This is a genomic window from Streptomyces sp. NPDC004134, from assembly GCF_042874195.1.
Classification (GTDB): Bacteria; Actinomycetota; Actinomycetes; order Streptomycetales; family Streptomycetaceae; genus Streptomyces.
Window position 1 is genome coordinate 66,173 of record NZ_JBIAMS010000028.1, and the last position, 21,687, is coordinate 87,859.

The 21,687-nt window shown below is 75.4% G+C and carries 17 protein-coding genes and 2 pseudogenes; 11 read left to right on the forward strand and 8 right to left on the reverse strand.

Annotated elements, in window-relative coordinates; all coding sequences use genetic code 11:
- Nucleotides 1-136 precede the first annotated feature (136 nt).
- Together ACFYVJ_RS28745 and hemC are read left to right on the forward strand one after the other, a co-directional pair.
- Nucleotides 137-2,008, forward strand: coding sequence for a CocE/NonD family hydrolase (locus tag ACFYVJ_RS28745; RefSeq protein WP_388897404.1), 1,872 nt, complete (start codon nucleotides 137-139; stop codon nucleotides 2,006-2,008).
- Nucleotides 2,009-2,170: 162 nt separating this feature from the next.
- Nucleotides 2,171-3,103, forward strand: a complete 933-nt coding sequence (hemC, locus tag ACFYVJ_RS28750; RefSeq protein ID WP_388897407.1) for a hydroxymethylbilane synthase — start codon at nucleotides 2,171-2,173, stop codon at nucleotides 3,101-3,103.
- Nucleotides 3,104-3,124: 21 nt separating this feature from the next.
- Here the strand turns inward: hemC and ACFYVJ_RS28755 are convergent, their stop codons facing one another.
- Entirely contained in the window at nucleotides 3,125-4,744 is a 1,620-nt protein-coding gene (locus tag ACFYVJ_RS28755; RefSeq protein ID WP_388897410.1) for an amidase, read from the reverse strand.
- A gap of 204 nt (nucleotides 4,745-4,948) precedes the next feature.
- On the reverse strand, nucleotides 4,949-6,226 hold the full coding sequence (locus ACFYVJ_RS28760) for a PQQ-binding-like beta-propeller repeat protein (RefSeq protein WP_388897413.1): 1,278 nt from the start codon (nucleotides 6,224-6,226) through the stop codon (nucleotides 4,949-4,951).
- Between the two features lie 338 nt (nucleotides 6,227-6,564).
- Here ACFYVJ_RS28760 and ACFYVJ_RS28765 point away from each other — a divergent pair, with 338 nt between their 5' ends.
- A complete protein-coding gene (locus ACFYVJ_RS28765) occupies nucleotides 6,565-7,290 on the forward strand; it encodes a response regulator transcription factor (protein WP_388897415.1) in 726 nt (241 codons plus the stop codon).
- A 70-nt stretch (nucleotides 7,291-7,360) separates the two neighbouring features.
- On the opposite strand, the gene ACFYVJ_RS28770 is transcribed toward ACFYVJ_RS28765, so the two are convergent.
- The 3 genes from ACFYVJ_RS28770 to ACFYVJ_RS28780 form a co-directional block, all read right to left on the reverse strand.
- Nucleotides 7,361-7,918: a hypothetical protein gene (locus tag ACFYVJ_RS28770; RefSeq protein ID WP_388897418.1), complete on the reverse strand. Its 558-nt coding sequence runs from the start codon at nucleotides 7,916-7,918 to the stop codon at nucleotides 7,361-7,363.
- An 11-nt stretch (nucleotides 7,919-7,929) separates the two neighbouring features.
- Nucleotides 7,930-9,951 (reverse strand): alpha/beta fold hydrolase, encoded by a 2,022-nt coding sequence (locus tag ACFYVJ_RS28775; protein WP_388897421.1) that lies wholly within the window; start codon nucleotides 9,949-9,951, stop codon nucleotides 7,930-7,932.
- Between the two features lie 159 nt (nucleotides 9,952-10,110).
- Nucleotides 10,111-10,413, reverse strand: coding sequence for a hypothetical protein (locus ACFYVJ_RS28780; RefSeq protein WP_388897424.1), 303 nt, complete (start codon nucleotides 10,411-10,413; stop codon nucleotides 10,111-10,113).
- A gap of 279 nt (nucleotides 10,414-10,692) precedes the next feature.
- On the opposite strand from ACFYVJ_RS28780, the gene ACFYVJ_RS28785 reads away from it, so the two are divergent.
- The 5 genes from ACFYVJ_RS28785 to ACFYVJ_RS28805 all read left to right on the forward strand — a co-directional run bounded on the left by ACFYVJ_RS28785 (nucleotide 10,693) and on the right by ACFYVJ_RS28805 (nucleotide 14,679).
- Nucleotides 10,693-12,000 (forward strand): methyltransferase, encoded by a 1,308-nt coding sequence (locus tag ACFYVJ_RS28785; RefSeq protein WP_388897426.1) that lies wholly within the window; start codon nucleotides 10,693-10,695, stop codon nucleotides 11,998-12,000.
- The gene (locus ACFYVJ_RS28790; protein WP_388897429.1) at nucleotides 11,978-12,388 is read left to right on the forward strand and encodes a thiol-disulfide oxidoreductase DCC family protein; all 411 of its coding nucleotides are present in this window, start codon (nucleotides 11,978-11,980) and stop codon (nucleotides 12,386-12,388) included. Before ACFYVJ_RS28785 ends, ACFYVJ_RS28790 begins: the two co-directional genes overlap by 23 nt.
- An 83-nt stretch (nucleotides 12,389-12,471) precedes the next feature.
- A complete protein-coding gene (locus ACFYVJ_RS28795; protein WP_388897432.1) occupies nucleotides 12,472-12,867 on the forward strand; it encodes an ArsR/SmtB family transcription factor in 396 nt (131 codons plus the stop codon).
- A complete protein-coding gene (locus ACFYVJ_RS28800) occupies nucleotides 12,864-13,904 on the forward strand; it encodes a TIGR03086 family metal-binding protein (RefSeq protein ID WP_388897435.1) in 1,041 nt (346 codons plus the stop codon). The genes ACFYVJ_RS28795 and ACFYVJ_RS28800 overlap by 4 nt, the downstream gene beginning before the upstream one ends.
- Before the next feature lie 262 nt (nucleotides 13,905-14,166).
- Nucleotides 14,167-14,679, forward strand: a complete 513-nt coding sequence (locus ACFYVJ_RS28805) for a hemerythrin domain-containing protein (RefSeq protein WP_388897437.1) — start codon at nucleotides 14,167-14,169, stop codon at nucleotides 14,677-14,679.
- A gap of 16 nt (nucleotides 14,680-14,695) precedes the next feature.
- Here ACFYVJ_RS28805 and ACFYVJ_RS28810 read toward each other — a convergent pair whose 3' ends face one another.
- Nucleotides 14,696-15,292, reverse strand: a complete 597-nt coding sequence (locus ACFYVJ_RS28810) for a DUF6506 family protein (RefSeq protein WP_388897440.1) — start codon at nucleotides 15,290-15,292, stop codon at nucleotides 14,696-14,698.
- A 106-nt stretch (nucleotides 15,293-15,398) separates the two neighbouring features.
- Between ACFYVJ_RS28810 and ACFYVJ_RS28815 the strand changes: the two genes are divergently transcribed.
- The 3 genes and pseudogenes from ACFYVJ_RS28815 to ACFYVJ_RS28825 all read left to right on the forward strand — a co-directional run.
- Nucleotides 15,399-18,704 (forward strand): BTAD domain-containing putative transcriptional regulator, encoded by a 3,306-nt coding sequence (locus tag ACFYVJ_RS28815; protein WP_388897443.1) that lies wholly within the window; start codon nucleotides 15,399-15,401, stop codon nucleotides 18,702-18,704.
- 105 nt (nucleotides 18,705-18,809) lie between these two features.
- Nucleotides 18,810-19,343: a GNAT family N-acetyltransferase gene (locus tag ACFYVJ_RS28820; RefSeq protein WP_388897446.1), complete on the forward strand. Its 534-nt coding sequence runs from the start codon at nucleotides 18,810-18,812 to the stop codon at nucleotides 19,341-19,343.
- A gap of 209 nt (nucleotides 19,344-19,552) precedes the next feature.
- Nucleotides 19,553-20,080: pseudogene (locus tag ACFYVJ_RS28825) on the forward strand (MFS transporter); the annotation flags it as partial.
- 260 nt (nucleotides 20,081-20,340) lie between these two features.
- On the opposite strand, the pseudogene ACFYVJ_RS28830 reads toward ACFYVJ_RS28825, so the two are convergent.
- A pseudogene (locus ACFYVJ_RS28830) lies at nucleotides 20,341-20,685 on the reverse strand (DUF1772 domain-containing protein); the annotation flags it as partial.
- Nucleotides 20,686-20,735: 50 nt separating this feature from the next.
- Entirely contained in the window at nucleotides 20,736-21,575 is an 840-nt protein-coding gene (locus ACFYVJ_RS28835) for an NmrA family transcriptional regulator (RefSeq protein ID WP_388897449.1), read from the reverse strand.
- Nucleotides 21,576-21,687 lie beyond the last annotated feature (112 nt).

The following is a 21,687-nucleotide window of genomic DNA, read 5'->3' on the forward strand; positions in this document are numbered from 1 at the left end:
CGGGCTCGTTGACGTGTACGCGATGTGATCATACGCTCCACGCGTCGGTCCCGGTCGCGCCCGCGACGTGTGCTTTTCCCGGGTGCGCCCAGCCGCCGTCCCCCCACAACTCCGTACCGTCATACCGGAGGAGCATGTGAAGAGACGCCACGCGGCCGCCTGGGCCGCCTCCGCACTCGCCGCCACCCTCGCGGCGACCGGCGCACTCGCCGGGCCCGCGACCGCGGCGCCCGAGGCGACCGCGGCCGGCCCCCAGGCCCGTATCGCCACTGCCACTGGCCCTGTCACGCACGACGAGAACGACCGCGTGCCCGAGGGCGCGGAATGGACCCAGCACTACTTCCCCTCCGCCGACGACTCCGGCACCGAGCTGCACGCCGACGTGCTGCTGCCCGAGGGGCTGGAGAAGGGCGAGGAGGTGCCCGTCATCCTGTCCGTCGGGCCGTACTTCGCGCACGCCGGCGCGACCGGCGACGAGGGCTGGTCGCACACCGGACCCTCCTCGCGGTTCCAGGACTTCATCGAGGGCGCCGACGTCTTCGCGGAGGGCTACGCCTTCGTGATGGTCGACCTGCGCGGCTTCGGCGGCTCCACGGGCTGCCTCGACTGGGCGGGGCCCGGCGAACAGGCCGACGTGAAGGCCGCGATCGACTGGGCCGCCGGCCGGCCGTGGTCGACGGGCGCGGTCGGCATGTACGGCAAGTCGTACGACGGCGTGACCGGGCTGATCGGCAACAACCTGGACCAGTGGGCCCTGAAGGCCGTCGTGTCGCAGGAGCCGGTCTGGGACATGTACCAGTACATCTACTCCAACGGCGTGCCCCGCCCCAACGTCACCGGCACCGCCAACGCGTACAACGGCATCGCGACCATCCCCCCGATGGCCGACGACGACCCCCGCTACGCGGCCAACGCCCGCTGGGAGGAGACCCATCCGGAGTGCCTGACGGAGAACTCCGCCAGCTACCGGATCTCCGACCAGGACAGCAAGCACTGGAAGTCCCGTGACCTCGCACGGCAGGCCAAGGGCAGCGACACCCCCCTCTTCGTCACGCAGGGCTTCATCGAGAACAACACGAAGCCCGAGGAGATGGAGGAGTACCTGGACAACCACCGCGGCCCCGAGCGCGGTTGGCTCGGCCAGTGGGACCACGTCCGCGGCGGCGACCGCGTGCCCGACGGCCGGCTGGCGATGGGGCGCGAGGGCTGGTACGACGAGACCCTCTCCTTCTTCGACCAGTATCTGAAGGGCGAGAAGCCGGCCGTCCGCTACCCGAAGTACGCCATGGAGGACAACAGCGGCGACTGGCGCGCGCAGAGCACCTGGCCGGTCGTCGAGCGGCGCGCGAGCATCCCCCTGGGCGGCGGCTCGTACGTCGACGACGGCGGCGCCTCCGCCCGCGCCGACCTCACCGCCTCCGGCCGCGCCGCGCCCGCCAAGCCGGCGCAGCCGTCCGGCAAGTGGGACATGGAGAACGCGCCCGCCCTGGATCCGGCGGCGCCGGACGGGCTGGCCGCCGAGGCCGCGAAGCAGCAGCGGGCGGGCGAGGTCACGTCGAGCTTCTTCGCGTGGTCGAAGCCGCTCCAGCGGGACGTGCGCGTCACCGGCACCCCGCAGATCGCGCTGAACGCGAAGGGCGCGGGGAACGTCATGCTCAAGCTGTACGACGTCGCCCCCGACGGCACCGCCGTGATGTTCGACGAGCAGGTCTCGCTGCTGGAGCGCGGCCGGTTCGCCGTCGACCTGAAGTCGACCGACTGGCGGCTGGCGGCCGGGCACGTGCTGGCCGTGGAGATCGGCACGATCCAGACCGGGTCGTGGCGGGACACCCCGTCCGGCGAGACGATCGAGGTCCGTGACGCCACGCTGCATCTGGCGCTGGACGGCACCGCCGACGACGTGGCGACGGGCGGCGAGCGCTCGCCGTTCCTCGACACGTACCTGAGGCAGTACACGGTGGACCTCCCCGCGGGGCCGCCGTCGTTCACCGTCCCCGGCGTCAGGTAGCGCCGGCGGCACGCCGACCGGTCCTTCGCGGCACGTGCGCCGCCCGGGAGCCCGCGACGGGCTTCCGGGCGGCGCACGCGTTCGAGGCAGGTCCGAGGCGTACGCGAGCGCGGGGCCGGGGCCCGGCCGGGGGCCCGTTTCTGACGGACTATCGTGTACGCCATGTCCGTGCCCGAGCTCATCCGCATCGTCTCGCGCGACTCCCCCATGGCCCTCGCCCAGGTCGAGCGCGTCCGCACCGAGCTGGCCGCCAGGCACCCCGGCATCCGCACCGCGGTGGTGCCCGTGAAGACCACCGGCGACAAGTGGCTGGGCGACCTCTCCCAGGTGGACGGCAAGGGCGCGTTCACCAAGGAGGTCGACGCCGCGCTGGTCGCCGGGGAGGCGGACCTGGCGGTGCACTGCGTCAAGGACGTGCCCGCGGACCGGCCGCTGCCGGCCGGGACGACGTTCGCCGCGTTCCTGCGCCGCGACGACATCCGCGACGCGCTGGTCCACCCCGGCGGGCTGGGGCTCGACGACCTGCCCGCGGGCACCCGGATCGGCACGTCCTCGGTGCGCCGGATCGCCCAGCTCTCCGCCGCGTACCCGCACCTGGAGTGCGTGCCGTTCCGCGGCAACGCCAACCGCAGGCTGGCGAAGCTGTACGCCGGGGAGGTCGACGCGCTGCTGCTGGCCGTGGCCGGTCTGGAGCGCATCGACCGCGCCGACGTCATCACCGAGGTGCTGCCGGTGGCGACGATGTGCCCGCCGCTGGGCGCCGGGATCCTGGCGCTGCAGTGCCGCGAGGACGACACGGCGACCATCGACGTCGTCAGCGACCTGAACCACCCGGAGACGTACCGCGAGGCGATGGCCGAGCGGATGTTCCTGCACGTGCTCCAGGGCCACTGCAACAGCCCCATCGCCGGCTTCGCCACCGCGGCGCCCGACGAACTGTGGCTGCGCGGCCGGGTGTTCAGCCCCGACGGGAAGACCGTGCTCGACGCCCGCGAGTCCGCCGGCCGGCTCACCCCGCCCGACCTCGGCACGTCCGTCGCGCTCGCGCTGCTGCGGCAGGGCGCGCGGGAGCTGATCGACGGCATCGCCCACTGACCCGGGCCGTGCGCCGGGCCGTTACAGGCCCACGTCCGGCGCCCGGAACTCCGGCGGCCTGCGGACCGCCGTCGCGCGCTCGTACGCGTACGCCAGCCGCAGCAGCGTCGGTTCGCTCCACGCCGTCCCCATGAAGGTCAGCCCGACCGGCAGCCCGAAGGCGAACCCCGCCGGCACGCTCACCGCCGGATACCCGGCGAGCGCCGCCGGGGTCGAGGAGCCGCCGCCGTAGGTGTCGCCGCGGATCAGGTCGATCTTGGCAGGCGGGCCGCTGGTGGGCATCACGAGCGCGTCGAGGCGGTGCCGGCGCAGCACGGCGTCGATCCCCTCGGCGCGGGCCAGCCGGTGGTTGACGCCCAGCGCCTCGCGGTACTCCGCCTCGCCGTACTCCAGCCGGTGCACCGTCTCCAGGCCGTCCTGCCGGACGTAGCGCAGCTCGCGGTCGGCGTGCTCGCGGTTGAACTCGATCAGCTCGGCGAGGCTGCGCGGCACGTCGCCCGCGGCGCCGGCCAGATAGGCGTTGATACCGCTCTTGAACTCGTGGACCTGGACGACGACCTGGCCCGGCAGGTCCTCCAGTTGCCCGGCGGTGGGGATGTCGGCCGGGTCGACCACGGTGGCACCGGCCGCGCTCAGCGCGGCGATCGCCTTCTCCGCGATCTCGTCGGCGTGGTGGCTGTAGCCGAAGTAGACGTCGCGCGCCACCCCGATCCGGGCACCGCGCAGCCCGCCGGGGTCGAGGAAGCGGGTGTAGTCGCGGTGGTAGCGGCCGCGGCTCGCCCCGGTCGCGGGGTCGCGCGGGTCGACGCCGACGAGGGTGCCGAGCAGGATCGCGGCATCCCGTACGGTACGGGCCATCGGGCCGACGCTGTCCTGGCTCGGCACCCCGGGGATCATCCCGCCGCGGCCGACGAGCCCGACGGTCGGCTTGACGCCGACGAGGCAGTTGGCGGACGACGGGTCGAGGATCGAGCCGTTCGTCTCGGTGCCGATGCCGGCGGCGCAGAGGCTGGCGGCGACGGCGGCGCCCGTGCCGGAGCTGGACTCGTTGGGCGAGCGGTCCAGCTTGTACGGGTTGGCGGTCTGCCCGCCGCGCGCGCTCCAGCCGGCGTGGTGGGTCAGGGACATGCCGCCGGCCCACTCGCTGAGGTTGGTCTTGCCCAGGATGACGGCGCCGGCGGCGCGCAGCCGGGCCGCGACGGCGGAGTCCGCCCGTACCCGCATCCCTTCCAGGGCGTAGGAACCGGCGGTGGTGTGCATCCGGTCGGCGGTCTCGAACATGTCCTTGAGCAGCACGGGCATGCCGTGCAGCGGCCCGCGGGGCCGCCGTTCGCCGTCGAGCTTCCGCGCCTCGTCCAGCGCGTCGGGGTTGACCTCGATGACGGAGCGGAGGAGGGGGTCGACGGCCTCGATCCGGTCCAGGTAGTGGCGGGTGAGCCGGACGGCGTCGAGCCGCCCGTCGGCCATACGGCGGCGCAGTTCGGCGATGTCCAGCTCGTCGAAGTCGTCCGGGGCGTCCGGGACCTGGGCGCCGCCGGCCCCGGCGCGGGCGGGGGTGGCGCCCAGCACGGGCGCGGCGGCAGCGGCGGAGCCGAGGGCGAGCACGGAGCGGCGCGAGGGGCGGGGCGCGGGAGTTCTCATACGCCGGAACGCTAGGGCGGCGCCGCCGCCGGTTCCCTCCGGCTGCCACCCCATTGGCTGCGGGCGCCATCCCCCGGCCCGCGCCTGGGGCTAGCCGGAGTCCCCGACTGCCGTACGGGGATGCCGAGTTGAGGTCTGCACCCGCGGCCGGGCACGAGGCGCCGCCGTCCGCTCCGGCGCACGACGGCGGCCCCGCCCGGCGCGCTACCGCCGGTACGCCTCGATCTGCAGCGCCTCCTCGCCGACCTCGGGCTCGGCGAGCACGTACAGCACACCGCCGTCGTCGCTGCTGGCCACGGCCTGCGCGGAGCCCGCGTTCTCGGGCAGCATGCCGGCGGTCGACGGCTCGCCGCCCTTCCGCGCGTCCCACAGCGCCAGGTACTCGCCCATGGCGTTCTCGCCCTCGATCATGCCGTCGCGGAGCGCGACCAGTTCGCCGCCGGAACCGCTGCCGGGGGCCAGCGGGTGCGGAGCGAAGTCGAACTCCTTCTTCCACAGCTCCTTGCCGGTGGTCAGATCGATGCCCACGTAGTCGTTGGTGGCGTCGTCGTAGCTGGTGACCAGCACCGAGTCCCGGATGGTGAAGTCCCCCGGGTCCAGGTGGAGATACCCGTCGGGACGCTTCAGCGGCAGGTCGGTCAGCACCTTGCCGTCCTCGCCGAACGACACCAGCCGCTCCTGCGTGGCGACCGTCAGCGGCTCGTCGGTGAGGATCTCGACCCGGGCGGGCTGGTCCTCGTCGGTGAAGTCCGCCCCCGTCCACAGCTCCTCGCCGCTCACGGCGTCGTACGCGGCGATGTGGTTCTCGGCACCGGTCAGGTCGGGGCAGTCCACGACGGCGACCAGGTACGTGGCGCTGTGCCGCCAGTCGACGTAGAAGTCGTCGCACTGCTCGCCCACCGTCACCTCGGGGGTGGGCAGTTCCTCGCCGTCGAGCGAGAAGCGGTGCAGGCCGTCCTCGATCAGCTCGACCGTGACCGCCTCCTCACCGACGCTGACGGGCATGACGTCTGCGCTCGGGTACGCGCTGTCGCCGGAGGTCAGGTCCTTGCTCCAGAGCAGCTTGCCGCTCTTGGTGTCGACCACCGCCAGCACCGCGCAGGAGTCGTCGCCGGGCTTCGCGTCGGCCGGGCCGAACAGCACGGCGCCGACGCCTTCGGCGTTCACGGCCGGCGAGGCGGCGCACGGCTGTCCCGCGCCCTCCGGCGGCGCCAGTTCCCAGGCGGCCTTGCCGGACTTGGCGTCGTGGCCGGTGACTCCTTCGGTGCTGATACCGACGACCGTGTCACCGGTGACCCACAGCGGCGGCAGCCACACGTCCTTCGGTTCGTGCGCCACGGCCTGCGTCCGCCACTCCTCCGCCAGCGGGGCCCCGCCGTCAGCGGCGTCGCCGCCGTCGCCGCCGTCGTCCCCGCAGCCCGCGGCGAGCAGCACCGCGGCCACCGTGGCCAGTAACGCCCACTTCTTTGTGTTCGCACCCATACAGTCGCTTGTGTCCTTGTCCTTTGTCGTGATCAACTCAGCTTCTTCGGACGCGACTGCGGACAGGATGGTTCCGCTACGGGTGGGGCGGAAGTCGGCCACGATACAGGGCTGTTTTCCCCACAAGCGGGCCCCGCGGGCCGGGCGGGCGGTGCCGTCGCACCCGTTCAGGGCCCGGCGGACGGCCGCGGAAACGGGCCGAACCGGGCACGATCCGCCGGGTCCCACGCGCGGGTCACCCACCGGTAGGGCGGTAGCTTGCGCATTGACCAGTCGGGTTTTTCTGCGCGACCGTTTCCGTATCAGTGAGGTGAGTTCGCGTGCTTTCCATTGGGATCGTGACGCCTGACCGCCGGCACCTGTCGCACGTGCTCGGGCTCGCACTCGACAGATTCCACATCGACATCGTGCTGAGCAGCACCGTGGTGGCGGACGCCGTCTCCCGCCCAGAGGCCGGGCGGGTGGACGTCTGGCTGGCGCGGCCGGCCGCGGCCACGGGGGAGTCCGTACGGGAGTTCCGGCGGCTGGCGCCGCCGCGGGGGACCGCCGAGTACGGGCCAGACGACGGCGGCGCCGGGGCAGGTGCCGGCGCCGGGGCGGGTACCGGAGCAGGCGGGGGCGTGGGCCGGCCGCGGCCGCTGGCCGTCGTGTGCGGGGGTGAGGAGAGCCAGGTGGCACAGGCGCTGGCGCTGGGTGCGTCGGCCGTGATGCTGCCGGACGACTCGGTGTTCGACACCGCGGCCGGTCTGTACGCGGCCGCCTCCCGGGACCTGTTCGTCTCGCCGCGGCTGCTGCGCCGGGTGTCGCGGCGGCTGAGCGACGTGCTCAGCGGGCCGCTGACCGTCGCCGTGGACGTGCTGACCGAGCGGGAGCAGCGGGTGCTGAGCCTGATGTCCGCGGGCATGTCCAACGGGGCCATCGCCCGCTCGCTGTGCATCAGCCCCGCCACGGTGTCCACGCACGTGGGGCACATCCTGCGCAAGCTGGGCGCCGGGAACCGTACGCAGGCGGTGATCGCCGCGCTGCAGCAGTCGCTGATCGCGCACCCGGCGCACCGCGCCTGAGGGGGGCGCGGTACGCCGGGTGCGGAGGCGGCCGCATACGCGGGTCACGCGTGCGGGTCGCGTACGGCCGTCAGGTGCGGACCTTCTCCGGCAGTTCGTGGAAGTCGGAGGCGAAGAGCGTGCGCGGCTCCTCCTCCTCGTCGAAGCCGCCGGAGGACACGACGAGGAACTGCACCTGCCGGGAGCCCGGCGGGTGCGGGCAGTGGTGCGTGACGAAGGTGAGCAGTGCCAGATAGGGGATGGTCAACTGCAGTACCTCGATGCGCTTCTCGTCCAGGGCGAGCTGCGTCAGCTCCGAGACGGTGTCGGGCAGCAGCTTCTCCACCCGCCGCCCGGGGTGCCAGAGCATGTGCCGGATCGTGCGCCGCTCCAGCATCGGGTACTCGGTCCACTCCGTGGTGCCGCCGTCCGCCAGCCGCTCGCGCTTGAGGACGTGGATGTCGGAGCGGCCGGGGTTGGGGGCGAAGAACGTGGTGACGGGGATCGCCGTGTTGATGGGGTCGATGCGGGTGAGGAACCTCGGGGTCTTGCGGAACTGCTTGGCCGCGGTGAGCCCCAGCCAGGAGGCGAGGACGCCGTAGAGCCCGTAGCGGGCGGCGGCCCGCGGGAGTGCGGTGGAGGTGGTCATGTGCGGTCTCCTCAGGCGCTGTCGGGGGCGGGCCGGGCCTTCGCGGTCTTCCCGGCCTTCGGGGGTACGACCGGGGCGGCGCCCCCGGCCGCGCGGGTCCGCGCCCACTCCACGGCCCGTACGACATGGGCGGCGTGCGCCTCGTCCAGCACCAGCGACTCGTGTCCCGCCTCCTCCACGACGTCGTGCCGCGACACCGTCGACAGCAGCGCCAGCTCCCGCTGGAACTCGGCGTGCAGCGGGTCGCTGCGCACCGTCTCGCCCGCGGTGACCACCGCGACCGGGGTGTCGGTCGCGGGCAGCGGGCGGCGCGCGTCGGGGCACCAGGTGCGCTGCGACTCGGCCAGTTCCTCGCGCGCCGTGCGCCACAGCCGCGGCCGGCGCACGATCCGCTCGGTGGCCTCGCCCAGCGGCGCCGGCAGCCCGCTCATCTGCTGCGGGCGGCTGGAGTAGCGCAGCAGACCGAGCGCGGCCTGCAACCCGGTCGTCGTCATGCGCTGCCGGATCCAGGGCAGGGCCTCGCGCTGCCGCGGGGAGCGCACGAACTGCTCGGGGTGGGTGGCGTCCACGAACACCAGCCCGCCGGTGAGTTCGGGGTGGCGGCGGGCGAAGGTGCGGACCAGCAGGCCGCCGATGGAGTGGCCGACGAGGACGTACGGGGGCTTGAGCCCGAGGGTGCGCAGGGTCTCCGCGAGGACGTCGGCGGCCTCGTCCGGGCCCTGCGGCCGGTCGGCGGCGTCGCTCCAGCCGATGCCGGGCCGGTCGTACGCGGCGCTGGGCGTCCGCGGGTCCAGGCCGCGCTGCACCCAGCCCCACTGGGTGGCGGGGGCGGCGAGGCCGTTCTCGAAGACGACGGAGGGGCCGTCCGCGGCGGAGTTGCGGGGCAGGACGTGGACGGTGCGGCCGGCGACGGTGAGGAGTTCGCCGGGTGCGTCGCGGCGCAGCCGGGCGTCGCGGGCGCGGCCGGCCTGCCGGACGGCGGCGCCGGCCAGCAGCGCGAGACCGGCGCCCGCGGTGACGGCGGCGGCGCCGCGGGGTCCCGCGGCGGCGCGGAGCAGGCGGCCCGCGGTGGCGGCACTCGCCGTCAGAGAGGCGGCCGGGGAGCCGGCCGGGGAGCCGGCCGGGGCGGCGGTGCGGGCGCGCGGGCCGAGGGAGCGGGAGACGTGCGCGAGCGCCGGGTAGGTGGAGCAGTAGGACCAGACGAAGCGGTTGAGTCCCATGAAGCGGGCGTTGCCGAGGTGGAACACCGTGCCGGAGGCCAGGATGCCGCGGGCCACGGGCTTCGGCGCGACCAGCACCAGCGGGAACGCCATCTCGCCGAGGATCGTCGCCCACGCCACCGACTTCGCCAGCCACGGCCGGTCGCGTACGGCGCGGTGGAACAGCGGGTCGCCGAAGGTGCTCGTACGGAAGATCTCCGGGATCGCCGTACCGTCGCGCCACACCGGGGAGATGAGCTTGGCCGCGCCCGAGGTGAAGTACGCCATGCAGACCTGCGCGGCGAGGAAGCGCACCAGCATCTCGCGGGCCCGCGGGTCGTGCCCGAACGCCTTCTCGGCGGCGGACACCGCGTAGTTGACGAACGTCAGGTGGTCGGAGCCGTCGAGGCCGAAGCCGCCCATGCGGGTGTGCAGGCCGTGCGCGGTGCCGCACATGGTCGCGGCCAGCACGCCGCGCTGCGCGCGGGTGGCGCCGGGCAGCACCAGGCCGAGGCCGGTCAGGGCGCGGGTCTGCACCAGGCCGACGATGCCGGGGTAGCCGAAGACCTTCTCCAGCCGCTCCTCCCCGGCACGGCGCCACCACAGGGGGGCGCGCAGCCGCATCACGGGCCAGGCGAACAGGCCGTCGTCGGCGAGGGTTTCGGCGGTGGCGAGCTGCTCGACGGCGCCGATGGTGGCGCCGACGGAGGTCATCAGCTCCAGCTTGCGGAACACGGAGTCGATGTCGTCCCGGCCGCCGTAGAGCCGGTCGGCGAACCGGCCCGCCGGCAGGCGGGCGGTGCCGGACGGGGGTGGGGCACTGGAGGGTGTCACGGGTGGGTCTCCCTTCTGGCGGAACGGCAGTGCGCTCCCGGGCGGCGGCGGGGTGCCGTCCGCCCGGGAGCGCCGCGGCCGGCCGGACGCCGGGTGGTACCGAGGTGCGGGCGGTGCCGGGACGTCAGGCCGTACGGCGGCTGAGGTGCGGGCCGGCCGTCAGACCATGCCCGGGTGGCCGCCGGTCAACTGGTCGACCGAACGTCCCCTGAGCGCGGCGCCGCCGGGGGCGTCGGGCGAGGTGCCGTCGTGGAAGCCGAAGGCCGTGGCGAAGGCCGTGGCCGGGCCGAGCGCGCACCCGACCGCCCCGGCGACCGTCAGCGCGATCAGCGGGGTGAAGAGCACCGGGACGACGCGGTCGGTCGGGGCGACGAAGTGCTCGTCGTGCTCCGCCGCGTTCTTCTGCGCCCAGACGGCGATGCGCGAGTCGGCCGTCGTGGGGGGCTGAAGGGTCGTGGTCATGACCCTCTCCTTTCGTCGGGAGACTCCGAAGCTAGGTGCGCCGGCGGGGCCCGGCATCCGGTCAATGCACCGTCTTGGCGGCCGGTACGGAGGAGTTCTGAGGATTGACGCCACGGGCCGGTTCGGGTACGGGCGGGGGCAGCGCGCCCGGGACCGGGTTTGTCAATCCCCCGTAGCCCGCTGGTGTGCCGCGGCCCCTCCGGCGAACTGCGGATGCGCGGGCGCGGGCGGCGGTCCTACGTTCCGGGGCATGGAGACGCCGAGGGGAAGGGCCGGGGCATGAGCGAGCCGACGCACGACGGGGGCGGGGAGCGGACACGGGGGCGGGACCGGCAGGAGGGGACGCGGCCTGCGGGGGCCGGCCGCGGCGCGGAACCGCCGGGCGGGCAGGGGGCCTTGCGCGCGGCCGGGCGGGAGCGCCCCGGGCAGGGCGCCGATGCCGCGGGCGGGCAGGAGGCCGGGCGCGGGCCCGGCGGGCGGGGGGCCGAGGAGGCCGCCGCCGTACGGGCCGCGACCGGCACCCTGGTCTACGGCTTCGCGCTCTCCCGGATCACCGGCGCCTTCGTCCGCCTCGGCATCCCCGACGCGCTCGCCGGCACCGCGCTGCCCGCCGACCGCCTGGCCCACGCCACCGGCACCCACGGTCCTTCCCTGCGCCGCCTGCTGCGCGCCGCGACGGCGCTGGGCCTGCTGACCGTACGCCCCGGCGGGCGCTACGAACTGACCCTGCTCGGCGAGCTGTTCCGCGACGACCCGCGGCTGCGCCGGCTCGCGGAGCTGTACGGCGACCCGGCGGTGTGGCAGGCGTACGGGGCGCTGGAGGACGCCGTACGCGACGGCGGCTCCGCCTTCCAGCACGCCCACGGCACCGGCCTCTTCGCGGCGCTGGAGACGGACGGGCCGCTGGCGGCCCGGTTCAACGAGGCGATGGGCACGGTGACGGCCGCGGTCACGGAACCGGTGCTCGCGGGCTTCGACTTCGGCGGCATCCGCCACCTCGTGGACGTCGGCGGCGGCGACGGCACGCTGCTCGCCGCGCTGCTGCGCGCGCACCCGCACCTGCGCGGCACCCTGCTGGAGCGGCCCGCGGCCCTCGCCGCGGCGCCCGGCGTGCTGCGGGCGGCGGGGGTGGCGGACCGGTGCACGCTGGTGGCGGGCGACTTCTTCGCCGCGGTCCCGGCGGGCGACGGCGGCCCGGCCGACGCCTGCCTGCTGAAGAACATCCTGCACAACTTCGGCGACGACGACTGCGTGCGCGTGCTGCGCGCCTGCCGGACGGCGCTGCGGCCCGGCGGCCGGGTGCTGGTGCCCGCGCTGGTCCTGCCGGAGGCGGCGGGCGGGGACCGTACGCGGGCGGACGCCGAGGTGGCGATGGCGCTGAGCGACGTGGAGATGATGGTGCTGACGGCGGGGCGGGAGCGCACCCTGGCCGAGTACCGCGGGCTGTTCGCCCGCGCGGGGCTCGCGCTGCCGCCGGAGCTGCCCCCGGCTTTGCCCGGCCTCGCGCACCACCACATGCTGGAGGGGACGAGCGGGACACCGCACGAGACGGAGGAGGCGCGGGATGCTGCTGCTGTACGACGGTGACTGCGGGTTCTGCACCGGGTGGGCCGACTTCGGGCGCCGGCGGTTCGCGCCGGGGGTGCGGATCGTGCCGTGGCAGTCGGTGGACCCGGCGGTGTACGGGGTGCCGGAGGAGCGGCTGCTGCGCGAGGTGGTGCTGGTCGAGGAGGTGGGGCACGCGCCCGCCGGGCCCCGTGCGGCCACCGCGCCGCCGGGTGGCGCCATGGCCATCGCCGGCACCCTGCGCAGCGGCAACCGCGCGGGCCGGCTCCTGGGCCGCGCGCTGGCCGCCCGGCCCGTACGCCGCCCCGCATCGGCCGTCTACCGCCTGGTCTCCCGCCACCGCTACCGGCTGCGCTTCCCCTTCCTCCCGGCCCGTCCGGGCGCGAGCTGCGGACTCCCCCAGCGGTAGCCACCAGGCTATTCAACCGAACGGTTGACTACGTGCCCGCGTCCGGGCTAGCGTGTATTCAACCAAACAGTTGAGGACGTGAGATGACCTCGGTCCCCAAGCCCGAGCCCGACGAACGGCTGTCGCTGGTGTTCTCCGCCCTGGCGGACCCGACCCGGCGCGACATCGTCGCCCGCCTCACCGCGGGCGACGCCACGGTCAACGAGCTGGCCGAGCCGTACGACGTCAGCGTGCAGGCCGTCTCCAAACACATCCGCGTCCTGGAGGACGCCGGCCTGGTCAGCCGCAGCAGGGACGCCCAGCGGCGGCCCTGCCACCTGGAGGCGGAGGTCTTCGACCTCATGACGAAGTGGATAGAGCGCTACCGGCGCGCGGCGGAGGACCGTTACCGCCGCCTGGACGCCGTCCTGGAGCGGATGCACGCCCAGGAGCGACCACCGGCGGCGCACCCCCGGACGACGAAGGAAGAAGCATCATGAGCACCACGCCCACCCGCCACCGCAACGAGACCGGGATCGCCGTCGACCCCGCGCTGCCCACCATCGTGATCACCCGGGAGTTCGAGGCCCCGCCCGAGCGGGTGTTCCGCGCGCACACCGACCCCGACCTCGTCGCCCAGTGGCTCGGCCCGCGCGGGCTGACCATGACCATCGACCGGTACGACGCCCGCACCGCCGGCTCGTACCGCTACGTCCACGCCGACGAGGAGGGCAACGAGTACGCCTTCCACGGCGTGTTCCACGAGGTGCGCCCCGCCGAGCGCATCGTCCAGACCTTCACCTACGAGGGCATGCCCGACAGCGTCAGCCTGGAGACCGCCGTCTTCGAGGACCTCGGCGGGCGCACCCGGCTCACCACCACGTCGCTGCTCGACTCCCTCGAATCCCGCGACGGGATGATCGCCAGCGGCGCCGAGACCGGCATCCGCGAGGGGTACGAGCGGCTGGACGCGCTGCTCGACGGCACCCAGGCGGCCGAAGAGCACCGCCGGATCGCCGCCGGCTTCACCGCGCGCGTCCGCGGCGTCGGGGCGGGCAGGTGGGACGACCCGGCGCCGTGCGAGGGGTGGGCCGCGCGGGACGTCGTGCGGCACCTCGTCGAGTGGTTCCCGGGCTTCCTCAAGACGGGCGCGGGCATCGAACTGCCGCAGGGTCCTTCCGCGGACGACGACCCGGTGGCGGCCTGGCAGGTCCACAACGACGCCGTGCAGTCGCTGCTGGACGACCCGGCCACCGCGGGCAGGACGCTCTCGCACCCCCAGACCGGCGACCTGCCGCTGGCCCAGGCGATCGACCGCTTCTACACGAGCGACGTCTTCATGCACACCTGGGATCTGGCGCGGGCGACCGGCCAGGACGAGCACCTGGATCCGGCCAAGTGCGCCGCACTGCTGGCGGGGATGCTGCCGATGGACGAGGTGCTGCGCGACAGCGGCCACTACGGGCCGCGCGTCGAGGTCCCGGACAGCGCCGACGTGCAGACCCGCCTGCTGGCGTTCATCGGCCGCACGCCCTGAACCCGGCCGTACGCGACCGGCCCCGTTTCCTGTCCCTGCCACGCCGCCCGTGGCAGGGACAGGACCGTGCGTGCAGCGTATGCGCTGGTGAGCCGCCCGGCGCGGGTCATGCCGGGGATTTGGCCGATGCTTGACGGTCACTTGGCCAGCCCCTGGTAACCGGGGGCCACCAGGCCCCGTCCCGAGGGGCCACCAGGCCCCCTCCCGTAGGGCCGGGAGACCCCCTCCCGTGGGGGCGGGGCCGCCGTGATCAGATGGCGCCATGTCCCCCGAATCCCGTGCGCGGCTCGTCGCCTTCGGCGACGAACTCCTCGCCATCCACCGCGGGCTCCGCGCGGAGCTCGCCCGGCTCCGTAGGGAGACCGACGCCTACCTGGACGGCGGCCCCCGGCCGCGCGACCTCAAAGCCCACTGCCTCGCCTTCTGCACCGCGCTGACCTCCCACCACACCGGCGAGGACCGCGGCGCCTTCCCCGCGCTCGCCGCGCGCGACCCCGAACTGCGGCCGCTGATCGCCAAGATGGAGGAGGACCACGCGATGATGAGCGGCCTCCTGCAGAGCCTGGAGCGGGTCCTCGACCAGGTGCCCGAGGACCCCGGCGAGCGGGACGCGGCGCGGGTGCGGGGCGAACTGGAGGGGCTGAGCGCGATCGTGGAGTCCCACTTCCGCTTCGAGGAGCGGACGATCGTCGCGGCCCTCGACGCCCTGCCGGCCGAGGCCGGCAGCACCGAGGACCTGCTCGGGCTGCCGGGCACGGGGCAGGGCGGCGCGTAGCACCCGGACCCCGGGGTCAGGCGGCGCGGAAGGCGGCGGCGGCGTCCATCGACTCGATGCCGTACGTGATCGAGCCGACCGGCGTGCCCCCCGCGACCTCGTGGATACGGGCCGCCGCGTCGGCGCCGAAGCCGCCGAACAGCTCGATCAGGCCCACCTTCGCCTCCCGCGCCACCTTCTCCGCCGCGGCGAGGTCCGGCACCGCGACCGCGCTGAAGGTGAACCCGCCGGGGCGCTCCACGACCAGCCGGTCCCGCTCCGGGTCCGCACCCGGCAGCAGGATCAGGAACAGCTCGGACTGGTCCTGGCCGGACAGGAACGTCAGGTGGAAGCGGGAGATGGCGGCCAGGGACTCGCTGCCGTAGCCGATCGCCCCGACCGGCACCCGGTCCCCGACCTCGGCGATCACCTTCGCCGCCCCCACCGGGCCGAAGCCGCCGCACAGCTCCACCAGCCCGGCGCCCTCCCCCACCAGACCGGCGATGGCCGGCGCCGCCTCCGTCTCGTCCGGGACGGCGAGCAGCGTGAGCCGCCGGCCGCCGGACTCGAAGACCGTGCGGGTGCCCTTGGGGTCGGCGTTCGGCTGCGGGAAGACCACGATGGACTCGGACATGATGTCGCTCCTCGGTTTCCCGGGGCGCGGTGTGCGTTCCCCGGTACGACGACGACGCTACGGAGCCGCGCTGACGGTCCACTGACCGTCGGCTTACGATCGCCGGATGCGCTTCGGTGTGCTGGGACCGCTCGCCGTCTGGACCGACACGGGGCAGGACGTCGCCGTGCCGGGCGCCAAGGTGCGCGCGCTGCTGGCGGACCTGCTGGTGCACCACGGGCGGGCGGTGCCGGCGGGGACGCTGATCGAGGACCTGTGGGAGGGCACGCCGCCCGCGGGGGCCACGGGGGCCCTTCAGTCGAAGGTGGCCCAGTTGCGCAGGGCGCTGGAAGCGGCCGAGCCGGGCGGCCGGGCCCTGGTGGAGCGGGCCCCGCACGGCTACCGGCTGCGGGCGGAGCCGGACCGGGTGGACGCGGCGCGGTTCGCGGAGCTGGCGGCTGCGGGGCGGTACGGGGAGGCGCTGGCGCTGTGGCGGGGGCCGGCGTTCGCGGGCTTCGCGGAGGCGCCGTTCGCGCGGGCGGCCGCGGAGCGGCTGGAGGAGCGGCGGGTCACGGCGTTCGAGGGGCTGGCGGAGGAGCGCGTCGGGCGGGGCGAACACGGCGCGCTGGCGGACGAGTTGCCGGCGATGCTCGCCGCGCATCCGCTGCGCGAACGGCTGCACGCGGTACGGATCCGCGGGCTCTACCTCGACGGCCGGCAGGCGGAGGCGCTGGCGGCGTACCGGGAGATCAGGGACCGGCTGGCGGAGGAGCTGGGGGTGGACCCGGGGCGGGAGCTGACGGCGCTCCACGAGGCGGTGCTGCGGCAGGACCCCGCGCTGGAGCGGGGGGCGGGGCCGGGTACGGGAGGCGCATCGCCCGCGGGGGGCGTAGCGCGTACGGCACACCCGTCGGCTACGGAGGCCGCGGCAGAACCCGGGGCCGGTACGGAGCCTGCGGCGCCCGCCGGGCCGGAGTCGGCCGCCCTCGCCGCGTCCGCCGGGACCGTGCCGTATGCCGGGCTCACCGCCCTCGTCGGGCGGGACGACGCCGTCGCCGAGATCCGGGCGCTGCTCCGCGCGCACCGGCTCGTCACGCTGACCGGCCCCGCGGGGGTGGGCAAGACGCGGCTGGCGCTGGAGGTCGCGGCGAGCGCCGAAGGCGGGGCGCGGGTGGTGGAACTGGCCGGTGTCGACGCCGCCGGGGCCCGCCGGGACCCCGCCGTCCTCGCCGAGCGGATCGCGGCGGCCCTCGGCGTCCGGGGCGACCTCGGCCGGGCACTCGGCGCCCGGCGCCTCCTGCTCGTCCTCGACACCGTCGAGCACCTGGCCGTACCGGCGGCCCGGCTGGTCGTGGCGTTGCTGGGCGCCGCCCCGGGGCTGCGGGTCCTGGCCACCGGGCGCGAGCCGCTGGCGGTGCCCGGCGAACGGCAGTCGGCGGTCGCGCCGCTGCCCACGGAGGCGGCGGTACGGCTCTTCCGCGAGCGGGTCGCGGATGCCGTCCCCGGGTTCGCCGCGGACGACGCGGAGATCGCGGCCGTCTGCCGGCGCCTCGACGGCCTGCCGCTGGCGATCGAGCTGGCGGCGGCGCGGGTGCGCACGCTCGGGCTGCGCGAGGTCGCGGCGCGGCTGGACGACAGGTTCCGCCTCCTCGGCGCGGGCGCGCGCACGCTGCGGGCGGCCTTCGACTGGAGCTGGGAGCTGCTCGACGCCGGCGAACGGGCGGTGCTGCGGCGGCTGTCGGTGTGCGCGGGCGGGTTCGGCCTGGGGGCGGCGGAGGCGGTCGCCGCGGGTCCCGGGGTGGCGCGCGAGGACGTGGCGGGGACGGTGGCGGCGCTGGCGGACCGCTCGCTGATCACGGTGGACGACGCGGGGGCGGGCCGGTTCCGGCTGCTGGAGAGCGTGGCGGCGTACGCCAGGGAGCGGCTGGCGGAGGCCGCGGAGACGGCGGCGTACGCGACCCGCCACGCCGTGCACTTCACGCGCCTCGCGGAGCAGGCGGACGCCCGGCTCCGCGGCCCCGAGCAGCAGGAGTGGCTGGGCCGCCTGGACGCGGAGACGGCGAACCTGCGGGCGGCGCTGGCGGGTTGCGTGGCACGGGGAGAGGGCGAGGCGGCGCTGCGGCTGTGCGGGGCGCTGGGCTGGTACTGGTTCCTGCGCGGCAGCTACCGGGAGGCCCACCGCGCCTTCGGCGACGCGCTGGCGGCGGGGCCGGAGGCCGCCCCGGGTACTCCGGGGCCGGGCGGCACGGCGGATCCTCGCGGCACGGCCGGATCGCGGGGCGGGGCCGGGCGGGGTGGTCCCCCGGCGCCGGCCGGCGAGGTGGGACCGGACGGTTCCGCCCGGCCGGGGGTGCCCGGCCGTCCGGCCCCGCAGGATCCCGCACACCTTCCCGGCGGCGCGCGGCGGCCGGAGCCGGGTCCCGGTGCCGCGGACCCCGCGGCCGGAGGGACCCCGCGTTCCTGGGCGCTGGTGTGGCGGGCCGCGCTGGAGGCGTGGGAGCGCATGCCCGGGGGTGCGCCCCTCGGTGAGCTGCCCCCGGTCCGTACCGCCCGGCAGCGGTGGCTGCTCGGGTTCGCCCGTGCCGACGGCGGGGATCTGCCCGCCGCCGTACGGGAAGTCGACCGCGCGCTCGGCGACTTCCGCCGGGACGGCGACAGGTGGGCGACCGCCGCCGCGCTCGACGTGCTCGGCTGGGAGTCGCTGCGGCTCGGCGAGCCCGGCCGCGCCCGCCGCGAGGGCGAGGAGGCGCTGGCGCTCTTCCGGGAGGCCGGCGACCGCTGGGGGCAGGCGCACGCACTGCGGCTGCTCGGCGTCCTCGCCGAGGTCGGCGGCGACTACGAGCGCGCCGGGCGGCTGCACCGGAAGGGGCTCGCCGCCGCCGAGGAGCTGGAGTTGTGGCCCGTCGTGGTCGAGGAGTACTCCCAGCTCGGCCGGCTCGCCACGCTCGCCGGGGCGTACGCCCGCGCCGACGCCCACTACGAGCGTGCGCTGCACGTCGCCCGCGAGCGCGGCTTCCACCACGGCGTGGTCCACGCCCGCGTCGGCCTCGGGACCTCCGCCCGCCGGCAGGGCCGGCTCGACGCCGCCGAGGAGCATCTGCACGCCGCGGAGCGGGCCCACCGCGACGACGGCTACCGCTCGGGGCTCGCCTACGTCCTCGCCGAACTCGGCTTCGCCGCCGAGCAGCGCGGCGACGCGGACCGGGCCCGCGCCCGGCACAGCGAGAGCCTGGCGCTGGCCCGCGCCGCGTCCGACCCGCGGGCGGTGGCGCTGGCGACCGAGGGGCTGGCCGGCGCCGCGTCGCTGGCGGGCGACGCCGGCGACGCGGCCCGCCTCCTCGCCGAGGCCGCCCGCATCCGCCCCCTGCCGCCCGCGGAACGCACCGACGTCGACCGCATCACGGCCCGCATCGCGGACGCCGCGGGCCCGTAGGACACCCGCGGCGCCCGTACCGCCGCCCGGAGCGCTCCCGCCTCGCAGGCACCCCCGCGCCCGTCGGGCACCACCCGCACCCCCCGCCCGGCGCACGATGGTCATGTGTCCACCTCTCCGGCAAAGGCCGTCATCCGCCCCGCGACCGCCGACGACATGGCGGCGACCGCCGCGATCTTCGCGCACTGCGTCGACCACACCGTGATCTCCTTCGAGCTGACCCCGCCGCCCGTCGGCCACTGGCACGAGCGGCTGGCGGAACTGACCGGCCGCGGGCTGCCGTTCCTCGTCGCCGAGGTGGACGGGACCGTCGCCGGGTACGCCTACGCGGGGCCGTGGCGGCCGAAGCCCGCGTACGGGCGGACCGTCGAGAACTCGATCTACCTCGCGCCCGACCGGACCGGGCAGGGCATCGGCGGTGCGCTCCTCGCGGAGCTGGTCGACCGGTGCACGTGGACGGACGTGCGGCAGATCATCGCGGTCATCGCCGACACCGGCAGCGACGCCTCCGCGGAGCTGCACAGGCGGCACGGGTTCACGCAGGTGGGCCGGCTCACGGAGGTGGGGTTCAAGAACGGGCGGTGGGTCGGCACGATCCTCATGCAGCGCACCCTGAACGGCGCGGAGCCCGCCGGGTAGGCCGGGCCGCGTACACCCCGGCAGCGCCCCCCGGCCCGTCCGACAGCGGACCGACACCGGACCGAGTGCGCTCCCGGTGACCCTTTCGGTGTTCACACAAACGATCACCGAGAGGTCCCCCGATGGCCGAGGTCCGGACGAAGCCCGTGTCCACGCCCGTGTCCTGGCGGCAGTGGCTCGCCCTCGCCGTGCTGGCGGTGCCGGTCTTCATGACGGCCACGGACATGACGGTGATGTTCCTGGCCACGCCGTCCGTCGCCGAGGCGCTCGCCCCCGGCAGCACGCAGATGCTCTGGATCCTGCACACCGACCAGTTCCTCACCATGGGGATCGGCCTGCTCATGGGCCGGCTCGGGACCCGCCTGGGCTGGCGCCGGATGCTGGTCGTCGCCATGGCCGGCTACGGCGCCGCCTCGGCCGGCGCCGCGTACGCGCCGAACGCGGAAGCGCTCATCGCCTGGCGCGCGCTGCTCGGCATCGCCGGCGGCGCGCTCATGCCCGCCGCCGTCTCGCTGATCCGGGGCCTGTTCCCGGACCCCCGGCGGTTCTCGGTCGCCTTCGCGGTGCTGATGAACACCTACCCGGCCGGCATGGCACTCGGCCCGCCGCTGGGCGGCCTGCTGCTGGAGAACTTCTGGTGGGGCGCGGTGTTCCTGGTGAACGTGCCGCTGGCGGCACTCGTCCTGGCGGGTGTGCCGCTGCTGCCCGCGATGCGGGGCAGCCGGGGCGCGCCGGTCGACCTGCCGAGCGCGGTGCTCGCGCTGGGTGCGGTGATCCCGGCCGTCGGCGGCCGCGGCTGCCACCCCGTCCCGGGCCCCGCGGGTGCCTGCGGCTGCTGCCACGCCGCCGCGCCCGGCGTGACCGGCGCCGGTCCCCCCGCCGCCGCCGCGTCGTCGGCCAGCCGGTGTGCCCCGTACACGATCAGGGCCCACGCCAGCAGCCCGAAGGCGACCGTGTGCAGCACCGCCCGGACGACGTTCAGGGCCACCCACCTGCCCTCGAAGTCCGCCCGGACGGCGGCCAGGTCCCGCACCCGGTCCGGGTCGCCGGCCTGGTCGAGCCGGTCGTTCAGCGGGACGTTCCCGGCGACGGTGACGCCGAACGCGACCACGTACACCACCAGCGCCGCGATCAGCCACGGCAGCGCCTCGCGGCCCTGGCCGCGCCACGCCAGCACGACGGCCAGGCCGAGCAGCGGCAGCGAACCCATGAACGGGAGCATGAACACCGGGTTGACGATCGCCTTGTTGATGCCCTGCATCGCCTCGACGAGGGTGCGGTCCGAGGAGCGCCCCAGGCCCGGCATGACCGCGTAGGCGAAGGCCGCGAAGAGGCCGGCCATGAGTCCCGAGGTGAGGACGGCGGCGATCAGGGTGGCTGTCTGCAGGTTCTTCACGAGGCGTTCTCCGGGTTCCAGACGCCCGTCGCGGCGGTGGCGCGGGCGAAGTCGGCGAAGTCGCGGGCCGGGCGGCCGAGGATCTGCCGCACACCGTCGTCGAGGTGGGCGTTGCGGCCGTCGAGGACGCTGGTGAAGAGGTACGTCAGCAGGTCGCCGACCTCCTGGGGGGCGCCCTGGGCGGCCAGCCCCGCTGTGAAGTCGGCCAGCGGGATCGTGACGTAGCGCAGGTCCCGCCCGGTGGCCGCGGCGATCTCGGCGACGGCCTCGGCGAAGGTGAGCAGCCGGGGTCCCGTCAGCTCGTACGTGCGGCCGGCGTGGCCGTCCTCGGTGAGGACGGCCGCCGCCGCGGCGGCGATGTCGTCGGCGTCCACGAACGGCTCGCGGACGTCGCCCGCGGGCAGCGCCACCTCTCCGGCCAGCACGGGGTCGAGCAGGTAGCTCTCGCTGAAGTTCTGCGTGAACCACGCCGCCCGCAGCACGGTCAGGTCCGCGCCCGTCGCCGCCACGGCCTTCTCCGTGGCCGCGGCCTCCTCCTCGCCGCGGCCCGACAACAGCACCAGGCGCCGCGCGCCCTTCGCCACCGCCAGCTCGGCGAAGGCGCCGACGACCTCCGGCGCACCGGGGACGGCGAGGTCGGGGTAGTAGGAGAGGTAGACCGAGCGCACGCCGTCGAGCGCGGGTCCCCAGGTGGCGCGGTCCTCCCAGTCGAACGGGACGCCTCCGGAGCGGGAGCCGATACGGACCGGCAGGTCGCGGCCGGTCAGCAGGTGGACGAGCCGGCCGCCGGTCTTGCCGGTGCCGCCCGTGACGAGGGTCAGGTCGTTGCGGGTCATAGGGTCCTCCCCGGATGCGGTACGTGGTGCGGGCGGTGCGTTTTCCGCCACACCACGACCCTCCGCCGAAAAGGAATCGACAACAACGAGCAACCGGGCAAGTATCGTTAAC

Excerpts from the sequence above, each read along its gene's own strand:
- ACFYVJ_RS28815 (WP_388897443.1), top strand. The coding sequence starts at position 15,399 with ATGCGCTTCGGTGTGCTGGGACCGCTCGCCGTCTGGACCGACACGGGG.
- hemC (WP_388897407.1), top strand. The coding sequence starts at position 2,171 with ATGTCCGTGCCCGAGCTCATCCGCATCGTCTCGCGCGACTCCCCCATG.
- ACFYVJ_RS28785 (WP_388897426.1), top strand. The coding sequence starts at position 10,693 with ATGAGCGAGCCGACGCACGACGGGGGCGGGGAGCGGACACGGGGGCGG.
- ACFYVJ_RS28810 (WP_388897440.1), bottom strand. The coding sequence starts at position 15,292 with ATGTCCGAGTCCATCGTGGTCTTCCCGCAGCCGAACGCCGACCCCAAG.
- ACFYVJ_RS28760 (WP_388897413.1), bottom strand. The coding sequence starts at position 6,226 with ATGGGTGCGAACACAAAGAAGTGGGCGTTACTGGCCACGGTGGCCGCG.
- ACFYVJ_RS28780 (WP_388897424.1), bottom strand. The coding sequence starts at position 10,413 with ATGACCACGACCCTTCAGCCCCCCACGACGGCCGACTCGCGCATCGCC.
- ACFYVJ_RS28790 (WP_388897429.1), top strand. The coding sequence starts at position 11,978 with ATGCTGCTGCTGTACGACGGTGACTGCGGGTTCTGCACCGGGTGGGCC.
- ACFYVJ_RS28795 (WP_388897432.1), top strand. The coding sequence starts at position 12,472 with ATGACCTCGGTCCCCAAGCCCGAGCCCGACGAACGGCTGTCGCTGGTG.
- ACFYVJ_RS28805 (WP_388897437.1), top strand. The coding sequence starts at position 14,167 with ATGTCCCCCGAATCCCGTGCGCGGCTCGTCGCCTTCGGCGACGAACTC.
- ACFYVJ_RS28835 (WP_388897449.1), bottom strand. The coding sequence starts at position 21,575 with ATGACCCGCAACGACCTGACCCTCGTCACGGGCGGCACCGGCAAGACC.
- ACFYVJ_RS28755 (WP_388897410.1), bottom strand. The coding sequence starts at position 4,744 with ATGAGAACTCCCGCGCCCCGCCCCTCGCGCCGCTCCGTGCTCGCCCTC.
- ACFYVJ_RS28770 (WP_388897418.1), bottom strand. The coding sequence starts at position 7,918 with ATGACCACCTCCACCGCACTCCCGCGGGCCGCCGCCCGCTACGGGCTC.
- ACFYVJ_RS28800 (WP_388897435.1), top strand. The coding sequence starts at position 12,864 with ATGAGCACCACGCCCACCCGCCACCGCAACGAGACCGGGATCGCCGTC.